Below are 11537 nucleotides of genomic sequence, written 5' to 3'. Positions count from 1 at the left end.
GGGTTCACCCTGTACCACCCCGGTGGCGCCAACGCGGTGATCGATGTGTACCAGCGCGACGGCAAGCGCCTGTCGGTGGATACCCCGTCGCTGCGCTATGACGCGGTGAGCGGCGAACTGATCGAGGCCAGCCCGCTGTCCGGTGGCGCCACCCAGACCCGCGGGGTGATGTACGGCCTGCACCTGGCGCGCTTCGCCGATTGGGGGCTGCGCGCGCTGTTCTTCGTGTCCGGGCTGATCGGCTGCCTGATGGTGGCCAGCGGCGTGGTGCTGTGGGCGGTGAAGGAACGTCCCAAGCATGCCAAGTCCGGGAAGATCGGCTTCGGCCTGCGCCTGGTCGATGCGCTCAACATCGGCGCGGTGGCCGGCCTGCCGATCGCGTTTGCCGCCTATTTCTGGGGCAACCGGCTGCTGCCGGTACAGATGGCCGAGCGTTCCGACGCCGAAGCCAACGTATTTTTCTACGCGTGGGGCGCGGCGCTGCTGGCCGCCTTCATCTGGCCCAAGCGGTTGATGTGGGCATGGCAGCTGTACCTGGGCGCGGCGCTGTTCGCGTTGATTCCGGTGCTCAATGCGCTCACCACGCAGGCGCATCTGGGCGTGACCCTGCGCAACGGTGATTGGGTGCTGGCCGGGTTCGACCTGATGATGCTCGCCTTCGGTGCGATGCTGGCGTACTGCGGCCTGCGCATGCAGCGCTGGCAGCCGGCGTTGAGCGCGGCCGAGAAGAAGAAGCGCCAGGCCGCGGCGGCGGCGGCGGCCAAGGCCCGGGAAAGCGCGGGCGCGGAGGTCAACGCATGATGCTGCTGGCCATCACCGTGAGTTTCTCCGCGTTCACCGCGCTGTCGCTGGCGATGGACAAGCACCAGCTCGACCTGCACGGCAAGGCGGCGGCCACGCCGGCACGCATGCGCCTGTGGCGATCGCTGGGCTGGGCATTGCTGACGCTGGCGTTCGCGCTGTGCGTGTGGGACCACGGCTGGGCCGCCGGCCCGGTGGTGTGGCTGGGCGCGATGACGGTCAGCGGCATGCTGATCGCCTTTGGGCTGTACCCGTTCCGGCCGCGCTGGATCGCGCCGCTGGCGTGGGCGTTGCCGGTGGTGGGGCTGGCGGTGGCGCTGGTCGCGCGCTGACTCGTAGTGCCGGGCTGTGCCCGGTGATCGGTGTTGCGCGGACGGCAGCCAACCAACGGTCGGCTCTACGGGGTCACCCGCCGCCGGGCAGGCGTGACGGATCAGGGATCTTCACGCGGTGCCGGGCTGTGCCCGGTGATCGGTGTTGCGCGGACAGCAGCCGACCAACGGTCGGCTCTACGGGCTCACCCAGCCGCCGGGCAGGCGTGACGGATCAGGGATCTGCACGCCGTGCCGGGCTGTGGCCGGCGCAACGGGGTTACCCGGTCAGGGCACCAGGGAGAACACGTGCGCCGGTGCGGGGCGGTCATCGATGACCAGCCGGTTGCGGGCCACGCCTTCGCGCAGCGCACCGGATTTCACCGCCACCCGTTCGCTGGCCAGGTTGCCCACCGCCACGATGATTTCCACCCGCTGCAGCTGCAGCGGCCCGAACGCCTGGGCCGCCAGTGCCTGCACGACGCGCGTGGCGATGCCTTCGCCCTGCCGTGACTGCCGTACCCAGTAGCCCAGGTTGCAGAAGCGATGATCGTGCCGGATCGCGTTCAATCCGGCGCCGCCCACGAATGCGGCCGTCCGCTGGTCGAAGACGCCGTACTCGTACGCCGTCGCCGCCAGCATGCCCTCGCGGCAGGCCTGGAACCATTGCAGCGCCTGGTCGGCGCTGTAATCGACCGAGCACCACGGCATCCAACGCTGCATGCCGGCGGCCGACTCGCGCACCGCCGCAGCGAAACCGACGGCATCGACATCCTCGAAAGGACGCAGGACGAGTCCGTCGGCGTGGAGGGCGCTGTCGTCCATGGCAGCCCCGTCCATCATGCGCCGTAGCGGCGCAGTTCCCAGGCGCGATGGATGCGCGGGTTGCGTTCGAAATCCTCGCCGATGGTGTCGGCGGAGATCTCCTTGCACTCGGCGAATTCCTTGATCGCTTCTTCGTCCAGCTTGAAGCGGCGGAAGTTGTTGGAGAAGTACAGCACGCCCTCCGGACTCAACCGCGCCACGGCCGCACGCAGCAGGCGCACGTGCTCGCGCTGCACGTCGAAATCTTCGGCACGCGCGGAATTGGAGAAGGTCGGCGGATCGCAGAAAATCACGTCGAAGCGATGGCGCTCGGCTTCCAGCCAGGCCAGTGCATCGGCCTGGATCAGCTGGTGCGCGCTGCCGCCCTTGCCATTGAGTGCCAGGTTGTCGGCACACCACTGCAGGTAGGTGCCGGACAGGTCCACGCTGGTGGTCGAGGCGGCACCGGCCACCGCGGCCTGCACGCTGGCCACGCCGGTATAGCAGAACAGGTTGAGGAAGCGCTTGCCGATCGCCTCCTGGGCCATGTGCCAGCGCAGCGGGCGATGGTCCAGGAACAGGCCGGTGTCGAGGTAGTCGAACAGGTTCACGCGCAGCAGCGCATCGTTCTCACGGACCAGCACGAACTCGCCGCGCTGTTCGAAACGACCGTACTTGCTGCCGCCCTTGCCGCGTTCGCGCGATTTCAGCGCGACCTGCTCGGCAGGCACCTGGAACACCTCGCGCGCGGCCGACAGCAGCTCGTTGCGACGGCGGCGCACGTCCACGTCGGGGATGGTCGCCGGGGCGGCGTATTCCTGCACGTGCAGGAAGGTGCGGCCCGCGCCGGCATCTTCTTCATACACGTCGATGGCGGCCGCGTACTCAGGCAGGTCGGCGTCGTAGACGCGGTAGCAGGTGATGGCCTCGCGGGCGCGCCAGTTCTTGAACTTCTTGATGTTCTTGCGCAGGCGGTTGGCCACCATCTGCGCGCCTTCGCTGAGCTCACGCGGCTGGCTGGCGTTTTCGCGCTGCGGCACGGCGATCGGGTCGCAGACGATCAGCGCGCACTCGATGGCGCCATTGAACAGCTGGTATTTCTTGCTGGCGCGCAGGCCGGTGGCGAAGGCCAGGTCGGCACTGCCGCACAGCAGGCTGGCGCGCCACTGCGGCACCGCGCGCTTGAGCGCATCGCCCAGCCGGCGGTACAGCACCGCATCGGCGGCCAGGCGCTCGTCGTAGGGCGGGTTGCAGACCACGCAGCCGGTTTCCTGCGGCGGCACCTGCACGTCGGTGATGTCACGCACGCCGAACCAGATCGCATGGGCAACGCCGGCGGTTTCCGCGTTTTCCTTGGCGGCGCGGATCGCATGCGGGTCGATGTCACTGCCGTGGATGACCTGCTTGAGCGCGGTGCGGCCGGCGGTTTCGCGCTCGCGCGCCGCGGCCATCAGGGTGTTCCAGGCATCGCGGTCGAAGCCCAGCCAGCGGCTCGGCGGAATGCTGCCGTGGCGCTGCAGGCCCGGGGCGACGTCGGCGGCCATCAGCGCGCCTTCGATCAGCAGCGTGCCGCTGCCGCACATCGGGTCGAGCAGGCCGCCGCCTTCACGGTGGATCTTCGGCCAGTTGGCGCGCAGCAGCACGGCCGCGGCCAGGTTTTCCTTCAGCGGCGCTTCGTTCTGCGCCATGCGCCAGCCACGGCGGTGCATCGGGCCGCCGCCCAGGTCGATGGAGATGGTGGCCCGGCCTTTGCGCAGCGACAGGTTGATGCGCACGTCGGGGAACTCGGTGTTCACCGATGGACGCTCCAGGCCCTGCGACCGCAGGCTGTCGACCACGCCGTCCTTGACCCGCTGCGCGGCGAAGCGCGCATGGGTGATCTCGGTACCGGACACGTGCGCGTCCACCGACAGGGTCAGCTCGGGGCTGATGTGCTTTTCCCACGCCATCGCCGCCACGCCCTGGTACAGCGAACCTTCGTCGGGGCAGTCGAACTCGGTCAGCGGCCACAGTACGCGGCTGGCCAGGCGCGACCACAGCACGACCTGCAGCGCCTGCGGCAGCTCGCCCTCGGCATTCACACCGGAAATGGTGGCGGTGGCCTTCTCCAGGCCAAGCGCCAGCAGTTCGTCGGCGAGCAGGTACTCCAGGCCCTTGGCGCAGGAAACAAAGAATTTCACGGAATCGGTATCGCAGGTCAGCGGAAAGGGGGTGCCCACGGGCACGGCAAGCAGTCCGGCGCGAGGGCCGGGATGGGCATTGTACGTGAGGCGGCCGGGAACGCCTTGCCAGGGGAGTGCCGGCCGCTGGCCGGCTCGCCACGATCTCCCAGCACCCCGGCCCTTACGCCCTCAAAGCGACAGCAGCAGTTCCTCGAACGCCTTCGCCGAGGCCGCGACGTGGTTGTTCAACCGGTGCCCGTCATCCACCAGCAGCAGCCGCGCCGAGCGCGCCTGTGCCCAGGCGATGACCTGTGCCGGCGGAATCAGCTCGTCGTGCCAGGCGTGGACCACGCTGGTGGGCACGCGGGCGGCGTCCAGCGGCGGCATCGGGCCCATCGTGGTGGGCGGCACCATCAGGAACAGGCCGGCGGTGGGCACCTGCAACGAGGCGATCGCCGCGATGTAGGCGCCCAGGCTGGAACCGGCCAGCACCACCGGGCCGCGCTCGGCGGCCGTGGCGGCCCGACCGAGCAGGCGCTGCAGGCGGGCGCGCACGTCACCGACGCTGCTGACCTCGCGCATGCCATCCAGGTCGGTGTAGTCCGGGCGTTCGTGGGTCCATCCCAGGCGCTGGGCGACCTCGGCCAGCGCGGTCACCTTGGTGGCGTCCGGGCCGCTTTCAAAGCCGTGGGAAAGGATGCAGTGGCCGCGGCTCATGCGCGCACCGGGTGGGATTCGATGTAGGCAGTCATGCCCTGAATGCTAGCATCGGCGCATGCCCCAGCGCGTCCCACCCCTGATCGATCTGCAGCCCCTGCCCTACCAGGATCGCCTGGCCGCGCGTGCGCCGGAACAGGTTGATCTGGTGGTGATCCACTGCACCGAACTTCCGGATCTGGCAATGGCGCGCGACTACGGCGAGCGCGTGCTGTACGCCAGTGGCAGCGGCAACAGCGGCCACTTCTACATCGACCGCGATGGCCGCATCGTGCAGTACGTGGCGCTGGACCGCGTAGCGCACCACGTCAGCGGCTACAACCCGCGCTCGATCGGTATCGAACTGGTCAACCGCGGCCGCTACCCGCACTGGCTGGACTCGCGCCACCAGGCCATGGACGAGCCCTACACCGACGCGCAGATCGCCGCACTGATCGACCTGCTGCATTACCTGTGCGATGCCCTGCCCGGCCTGCGGCACATCGCCGGCCACGAGTGGCTGGATACGCGCGAAGAAGTGGCCAGCGACGACCCGGAACGGCGCGTGCCGCGCAAGCGCGACCCCGGTCCGCTGTTCCCCTGGCCGCGGGTGCTGGCGGCCGCGCCGCTGCGCGAACTGCGCGGCTGAGCGCGTCGGGCCACGCCCCCCTCGGACGGTCCGGGGTGTCAGGCGCCGGTCGCGACCGGACGGGTGGAATCGCTGACCCAGCCGCTCCACGAATCGGCATACAGGCGCGCGCCGGCCAGGCCCGCCACTTCCATCGCCAGCAGCAAGTGGCAGGCGGTGACGCCCGAACCACACATCAGCACCACCTGCTCGGGCGGGTGCGTGCCGATCACCGGCTGCAACGCCGCGCGCAGATCCGCGGCGGTGCGCAGGCGTCCGTCATGCACGTTGAGCGCGAACGGACGATTGACTGCGCCCGGCACATGCCCGGCGACCGGGTCCAGCGGTTCCACTTCGCCGCGGAAGCGTTCGCCCGCGCGCGCGTCGAGCAACCAGCCCGGCGCGTGCTTCAGACGCGCGGCGACTTCGCCGACCGAGGCGATCTGGTCGCGATCGAACCGGCCCGGATAGGTCGGCACGGGGGCGACGACGGGAATGTCGGTGGTCACCGCCAGGCCGGCGGCCTGCCACCCGGCCAGGCCGCCGTCGAGCACCGCCACCCGGCGGTGCCCGATCAGGCGCAGCAGCCACCACAGCCGTGCGGCGGCCATGCTGCCGTCAGCGGCGTCGTAGACCACCACCTGGGTATCGGCGGCGATGCCCCAACGGCCCAGCGTGGCRGCGAACACGGCCTCGTCCGGCAGCGGGTGGCGGCCGTGACCGACCTTGCCCATGTCGGCCAGGTCGCGATTGAGGTCGGCATGCAGCGCACCGGGGATATGTCCCTGCGCGTAGGCCTGCGCGCCGGACTGCGGATCGGCCAGCGCGAACCGCGCGTCGACCACGCGAATCGCGGTGCTGGCGGTGGCGCGTGCGTCGATCACGCGGGTGTGCTCCTGCCCCAGCACGGCGTTGAGGCTGGCCACATCGACCACGGTGGTCCAGGCAGGGATGTCGGCATTCATGGGGTCTGCTCCAGGCGGCGACGCAGGTTGTAGAGGATGGCGGCGGTGGCACCCCAGATGCGCTGCCCTGGCCAGCCATATTCCAGGACGTGGCGGATGCGCCCGCGGTGTTCGATCTCGATCTGGTGCAGGTTGGCCGGCTCCATCAGATAGGCCAGCGGCACTTCGAATACGTCGGCGACCTCCTCCGGTTGCGGCACCGCCACGAAGGCAGGATCGATCACCGCCACCACCGGCATCACCCGGTAACCGGTGATGGTCACGAACGGATCCAGGTAACCCAGCACCTGTACCTGTTCGGGCGGCAGCGCGATTTCTTCCTGGCTCTCGCGCAGCGCCGCAGCCACTGCATCGCGATCGTCCGGCTCGGTGCGCCCCCCGGGAAAACCGACCTGCCCGCCGTGATGGCGCAGGGTTTCGGTGCGGCGGGTGAGGATCACCTGCGCACCGCCGGCCCGCGGCACGATGCCGGCCAGTACCGCCGCCTCGACCGGCGGGCCGGGCGGCAACAGGTCGATCAGTTCGCTGCGGTTCCAGCCATCGCCGGTGGGCGGCTGGTCGAGTGGATGCAGCGCGCGCAGCAGGCGCTCGTGTTCCACCGGCGAGCCACGCAGTGCCTGCCGCAACTGCTCGCGCAGCGGCAGCGTGTGCTGCATGACGTGGTTCTGTTCGTATCGGCTCATGGTTGACCAGCGGGTGATTTCATCCACGCTGCGCAGGCAGCCCTGGCAGTAACCGGCGCGATCCAGTGCGCACAGACCGATGCAGGGCGTGGGTATGGCATGGGTGGAATGTTCGCAGATAGTCACCGGACAACAGTAACGCCATTGGACGCGGATGCGGCGGTACCCGTTTATGCCGGAAACAAAAACGCGCCGGTAGAAACTACCGGCGCGCTGGGGTGTAACGCTGTTCTTACTTGACGCTGATCAGCTTGATTTCGAACTGCACGGCCACGTTCGGCGGGAACGGGGTACGCGGGTCGGCACCGTAGGCCTGTTCCGGCGGCAGGGTGACTTCCCACTTCGAGCCGGCCGGCATCTGCAGCAGCACTTCGCGCATGGCCTTCATTTCGACTTCGCTGACCTTGATCGACGGAATCTGCTGCGCCGGGCGGGCATCGGCCGGACGGGTGCCGTACGGATACGGACCGGCGACTTCCAGCTGCACGGTGCTGGCCTGGGTCGGCTTGGCGCCCTTGCCGGCTTCGATCACGCGGTACTGCACGCCGCTCGGCAGCGCCTGAACGCCGGCCTTGGCCTTGTTGGTGGCCAGGAACTGGGTGCTCTTGGTCTTGTTCTCGGCGGCAGCCTTCTCGTACTCGGCCTTGGCGGCCTGGGCACGGCCCTGCTCGCGCTTCTGGAAGGCTTCGACGGCGGGCTTCAACTGCTCGGCCGTGATCGACGGCTGCTTCTTGGCGTAGGCATCCTGCAGGCCCTTCACCACCGAGTTGATGTCCAGCTGCTCGCCGCGTGCGGTGAGTTCAGCCAGGTTGTTACCGTAGTCGTAACCGAAGTAATAGCTCAGCTTGCCCTTTTCGGACGAGGTGTCCTGGGCGAAGGCATTGCCCGTCAGGGCCAGGGCCGCGACGGCGACCGCGATAGAACGCAACTTCATCAAACTTTTCTCCAGGGGTGGTAACTCAGGACGCGTTGGGCCGCCCTGAGGCGACGGGTTAGGATAGCCGCCGCAACGTTGATTCGCCACTAACGACGCAGGCTCTGACCTGACTTCGTTTCAAGAGTTCAACATCACTTTTTTTTAACGTTTTTCAGGAGCCCCGCCGTGGCCGACACCCCCATCGCCCCCGATCCTGTCCACGTTGCCGATGCCGGCGCCGTCCGCACCGTGACGGTAAACCGGCCGGACAAGCTCAATGCCCTCGATCGGGCCACGCTGCAAGGCCTGGACGCCGCATTCGCCGCTGCCGCCGCCGACCCCGAAGTGCGCGTGGTGGTGCTGACCGGCGCCGGCCCGAAGGCCTTCGTGGCCGGTGCCGACATCGCCGAAATGAACGGACTGAGCCCGGTTCAGGGACGTGACTTCTCCTTGCTGGGCCAACAATTGATGCGCCGCATCGAGCGCATGCCCAAGCCGGTGATCGCCCGGATCAACGGTTTTGCGCTGGGCGGGGGCCTGGAACTGGCCATGGCCTGCCACCTGCGCATCGCCGTCGAAACCGCCAAGGTGGGCCAGCCGGAGATCAATCTGGGGCTGATTCCCGGCTTCGGCGGCAGCCAGCGCCTGCTGCGCCTGTGCGGCCGCGCCGCCGCGCTGGAACTGTGCCTGCTGGGCAGCCCGATCAACGCCGCGCGCGCCCTGCAGTTGGGCATCGTCAATGAAGTGGTCGGCGTGGAGGCATTGGACGCGCGCGTGGACGCAGTGGCGTCGCAATTGGCCACGGCCGCGCCGCTGGCGCTGCGCGGCATTCTTGACGCGATCCACGTCGGCGGCGAATGCGCGCTGGGCGAAGGGCTCGAATACGAGAGCGCGCAGTTTGGTTTGATGTTCGCCACCGAAGACATGCGCGAAGGCACCTCGGCGTTCCTTGCCCGGCGCCCGCCGGTGTTCCAGAACCGCTGAACCATGCCGCACGCCGATCCCACCCTGCCCGCGCGCCTGCTGCAACTGGTGCTCGATGGCGACCTCGACGCCGCGCTCGACGCCGGGCTGATGGACTACGTTCCGCAGCACGGTGACGCCGACCTGCTGCCCGGACACCCCGAGTTGGCTGCGCGCCTGCTGCAGACCCAGCAACAACTGCAACGCGCCTGGGCCGCGCGCGCGCGCTACCGCCATCGCAGCCAGCGGCTGGCGCGTCGCGCCGCCGAACGTGACGCGCGGCGCGCGCCCCCCGCGCCCACCCCCGCATTGAAACCCGCCCTGCCGCCCGCCGCCGCCGCGATCCTGGCGCGCGCCAAAGCCAAGGCCGCTGGAAAAACCGCCTGATGAGTACCGTGAAAAAACCCGCGACGGCCAAGCCTGCGCCGCGCAGCGCGCGCATGCCCCGCGCCGACGTGATTGAAATGTTCACGCGTCTGCGCGAGCTCAATCCACACCCGAAGACCGAGCTCGAGTACAGCTCGCCGTTCGAACTGCTGGTCGCAGTGACGCTGTCTGCGCAGGCCACCGACGTGGGCGTCAACAAGGCCACCCGCAAACTGTTCCCGGTCGCCAACACGCCGCAGGCGATTCTCGACCTGGGCGAGGACGGCCTGAAGAAGTACATCGCCACCATCGGCCTGTACAACGCCAAGGCCAAGAACGTGATCGCCGCGTGCGCGCTGCTGGTACAGCAGCATGGCGGCGAGGTACCACGCGACCGCGCCGCGCTCGAAGCGCTGCCCGGCGTCGGCCGCAAGACCGCCAACGTCGTGCTCAATACTGCCTTCGGCGAACCGGTGATGGCGGTGGACACCCACATCTTCCGCGTGTCCAACTGCACCGGGCTGGCCCCGGGCAAGGATGTGCGCGCGGTCGAGGACCTGCTGGTCAAGGTGATACCGACCGAGTTCCTGCGCGATGCACACCATTGGCTGATCCTTCACGGCCGCTACGTGTGCAAGGCGCGCAAACCGGACTGCCCGCAGTGCGTGATCCGCGACCTGTGCCGGTTCAAGCAGAAGACCGCCGCCTGAGCCGCGGTCGCGACTGCCATATTCACGCAACCCCGCCGTCATCTGCGTCGGTCATCAATGGCAGGCCCAGACGTGGCCGGGCCCCGGCCGGCCGTCGGTTTGTCCGAAACTGTCATATTTACGCAATCTTCACTAATTAGCCTGCGCAGCATCTTCCCACCTGCCTGCAAGGCTCTCCATGAAACTGCATCGCCAACTCCTGACTGCGGCCGTTGCGGCTGCGCTGTTCGTCCCGGCCGCACACGCCGAAGTGGCCATCGATGTGATCGGCGGCTCGGAGATCACCTTCGAAGGCCTGGTCCAGGCCGACGGCAACTGGTTCGACAACGACCTGACCGACCTCAACGGCGGTGACGCCGGCAACGGCAAGAACAGCGAATTCGAGCTGCGCCGCGCCGAGCTGGTGCTCAAGGGCAAGGGCCCGGGCAACATCGAGTGGGTGGTGGGCTATGACGCCAAGGCCGACAAGTTCCTGGACACCAACCTGAAGTACAAGCTGGCCGGCAACGCCAACCACTTCGTTCAGTTCGGCCAGTTCAAGCAGCCCAACAGCCTGGAAGAACTGTCCAGCACCAAGAACAACGACTTCATCTCCAAGGCTGCGGTCACCAACACCTACGCGGTGGCCCGCCGCCTCGGTGGCGCCTACAGCATCGGCGACAACAACTGGTCGGTCACCGCCAGCGCCTTCGGCCGCGAGCTGACCCGCAATCTGGCCCACGGCAGCGGCTACGGCGCGCGTGGCACCTGGGCACCGATCAACGAGAAGGGCCAGGTCCTGCATTTCGGCCTGAGCTACGTCGAGTACGACACCGACGCTGACACCCTGCGCGTGCGCGCCCGTCCCAACGCCGACCTGGCCACCGCGCGCCTGGTCGACAGCGGCAACCTGGTCGACACCGACCGCGTGAGCACGATGGGCGCCGAAGCGATGTACATCGGCGGCCCGTTCAAGGCCCAGGCCGAGTATTACAACAGCAAGGCCAAGCGCTACTCGCACGACAACTACACCAGCGATGGCTATTACGTCAGCGGCTTGTGGAACATCACCGGCGAAAGCTGGGGCTACAAGGGTGGCGTGCCGACCACCGGCCTGCCGGACGAGCCGGCCTCGGGCATGTGGCAGCTGGGCGCGCGCTACGACCACATGGACCTCAATGACGGCAACCTGGCCGCCAACCCGGTTGCCGGTCGCCCGCCGATCGTCGATGGCGTGCTCGGCGGCAAGATGGATATCTGGACCGTGGGCGTGAACTACTACTGGCGCTCCAACACCAAGTTCGCGCTGAACTACGTGATGGTGGACAGCAAGAAGTACAGCTCCGCCAGCCGCACGTTCGTCAACGACGACCCGAACATCCTGGAAGCGCGCCTGCAGTTCTTCTGGTAAGCGATTGCGGCAACCGTATGACAGGGAGGGCGCAGCTTGGGCTGCGCCCTTTTTTCGTGCCCGGCACCGATAGAGCCACTCCATGGGTGGCTGCGCTCCGCTCAGGCACCGCGCGCAGCCGCCCATGGGGTGGCTCTACCTG

13 protein-coding genes are annotated in these 11537 nt (G+C 68.3%); 7 read left to right on the top strand and 6 right to left on the bottom strand.

From position 1 onward, the window contains the following. Both ACXJKH_RS07605 and ACXJKH_RS07600 read left to right on the top strand, forming a co-directional pair. The coding region (locus ACXJKH_RS07605) for a PepSY domain-containing protein (protein ID WP_457318970.1) at positions 1-801 on the top strand (801 nt) is incomplete at its 5' end. Continuing rightward, the gene (locus ACXJKH_RS07600; protein ID WP_457318969.1) at positions 798-1133 is read left to right on the top strand and encodes a DUF3325 domain-containing protein; all 336 of its coding nucleotides are present in this window, start codon (positions 798-800) and stop codon (positions 1131-1133) included. The genes ACXJKH_RS07605 and ACXJKH_RS07600, both read left to right, overlap by 4 nt. A 267-nt stretch (positions 1134-1400) precedes the next feature. On the opposite strand, the gene ACXJKH_RS07595 is transcribed toward ACXJKH_RS07600, so the two are convergent. The 3 genes from ACXJKH_RS07595 to ACXJKH_RS07585 form a co-directional block, all read right to left on the bottom strand. Next, positions 1401-1937, bottom strand: a complete 537-nt coding sequence (locus ACXJKH_RS07595; RefSeq protein ID WP_457318968.1) for a GNAT family N-acetyltransferase — start codon at positions 1935-1937, stop codon at positions 1401-1403. A gap of 14 nt (positions 1938-1951) precedes the next feature. After that, on the bottom strand, positions 1952-4096 hold the full coding sequence (gene rlmKL, locus ACXJKH_RS07590; RefSeq protein ID WP_457318967.1) for a bifunctional 23S rRNA (guanine(2069)-N(7))-methyltransferase RlmK/23S rRNA (guanine(2445)-N(2))-methyltransferase RlmL: 2145 nt from the start codon (positions 4094-4096) through the stop codon (positions 1952-1954). Between the two features lie 171 nt (positions 4097-4267). Then, positions 4268-4795: a hypothetical protein gene (locus ACXJKH_RS07585; protein WP_457318966.1), complete on the bottom strand. Its 528-nt coding sequence runs from the start codon at positions 4793-4795 to the stop codon at positions 4268-4270. A gap of 58 nt (positions 4796-4853) precedes the next feature. On the opposite strand from ACXJKH_RS07585, the gene ACXJKH_RS07580 reads away from it, so the two are divergent. Further along, positions 4854-5423: an N-acetylmuramoyl-L-alanine amidase gene (locus ACXJKH_RS07580; RefSeq protein WP_256777275.1), complete on the top strand. Its 570-nt coding sequence runs from the start codon at positions 4854-4856 to the stop codon at positions 5421-5423. Between the two features lie 38 nt (positions 5424-5461). Here ACXJKH_RS07580 and ACXJKH_RS07575 read toward each other — a convergent pair whose 3' ends face one another. The 3 genes from ACXJKH_RS07575 to ACXJKH_RS07565 form a co-directional block, all read right to left on the bottom strand. After that, on the bottom strand, positions 5462-6367 hold the full coding sequence (locus ACXJKH_RS07575) for a sulfurtransferase (protein WP_457318965.1): 906 nt from the start codon (positions 6365-6367) through the stop codon (positions 5462-5464). Beyond that, positions 6364-7176: a CoA pyrophosphatase gene (locus tag ACXJKH_RS07570; protein ID WP_256777277.1), complete on the bottom strand. Its 813-nt coding sequence runs from the start codon at positions 7174-7176 to the stop codon at positions 6364-6366. The genes ACXJKH_RS07575 and ACXJKH_RS07570 overlap by 4 nt, the downstream gene beginning before the upstream one ends. Before the next feature lie 106 nt (positions 7177-7282). Beyond that, a complete protein-coding gene (locus tag ACXJKH_RS07565) occupies positions 7283-7984 on the bottom strand; it encodes an FKBP-type peptidyl-prolyl cis-trans isomerase N-terminal domain-containing protein (protein ID WP_256777278.1) in 702 nt (233 codons plus the stop codon). A gap of 183 nt (positions 7985-8167) precedes the next feature. Between ACXJKH_RS07565 and ACXJKH_RS07560 the strand changes: the two genes are divergently transcribed. The 4 genes from ACXJKH_RS07560 (at position 8168) to ACXJKH_RS07545 (ending at position 11395) form a co-directional block, all read left to right on the top strand. Further along, positions 8168-8950: an enoyl-CoA hydratase/isomerase family protein gene (locus tag ACXJKH_RS07560; protein ID WP_457318971.1), complete on the top strand. Its 783-nt coding sequence runs from the start codon at positions 8168-8170 to the stop codon at positions 8948-8950. 3 nt (positions 8951-8953) lie between these two features. Beyond that, entirely contained in the window at positions 8954-9316 is a 363-nt protein-coding gene (locus ACXJKH_RS07555; protein WP_457318964.1) for a hypothetical protein, read from the top strand. After that, positions 9316-10005, top strand: coding sequence for an endonuclease III (nth, locus tag ACXJKH_RS07550; RefSeq protein WP_457318963.1), 690 nt, complete (start codon positions 9316-9318; stop codon positions 10003-10005). Before ACXJKH_RS07555 ends, nth begins: the two co-directional genes overlap by 1 nt. Positions 10006-10183: 178 nt before the next feature. After that, positions 10184-11395, top strand: coding sequence for an OprO/OprP family phosphate-selective porin (locus ACXJKH_RS07545; protein ID WP_457318962.1), 1212 nt, complete (start codon positions 10184-10186; stop codon positions 11393-11395). The last annotated feature ends 142 nt before the right edge of the window (positions 11396-11537 follow it).

The sequence above is a fragment of the Stenotrophomonas sp. P5_B8 genome, assembly GCF_054049855.1.
The sequence above is the reverse complement of the archived record's forward strand: the minus strand, read 5'-3'. Positions and strand labels throughout refer to the sequence as shown.

Coding starts and splice junctions, on each gene's coding strand:
- ACXJKH_RS07545 (WP_457318962.1), top strand. CDS start 10,184: ATGAAACTGCATCGCCAACTCCTGACTGCGGCCGTTGCGGCTGCGCTG.
- ACXJKH_RS07555 (WP_457318964.1), top strand. CDS start 8,954: ATGCCGCACGCCGATCCCACCCTGCCCGCGCGCCTGCTGCAACTGGTG.
- ACXJKH_RS07600 (WP_457318969.1), top strand. CDS start 798: ATGATGCTGCTGGCCATCACCGTGAGTTTCTCCGCGTTCACCGCGCTG.
- ACXJKH_RS07580 (WP_256777275.1), top strand. CDS start 4,854: ATGCCCCAGCGCGTCCCACCCCTGATCGATCTGCAGCCCCTGCCCTAC.
- ACXJKH_RS07565 (WP_256777278.1), bottom strand. CDS start 7,984: ATGAAGTTGCGTTCTATCGCGGTCGCCGTCGCGGCCCTGGCCCTGACG.
- nth (WP_457318963.1), top strand. CDS start 9,316: ATGAGTACCGTGAAAAAACCCGCGACGGCCAAGCCTGCGCCGCGCAGC.
- ACXJKH_RS07585 (WP_457318966.1), bottom strand. CDS start 4,795: ATGAGCCGCGGCCACTGCATCCTTTCCCACGGCTTTGAAAGCGGCCCG.
- ACXJKH_RS07595 (WP_457318968.1), bottom strand. CDS start 1,937: ATGGACGACAGCGCCCTCCACGCCGACGGACTCGTCCTGCGTCCTTTC.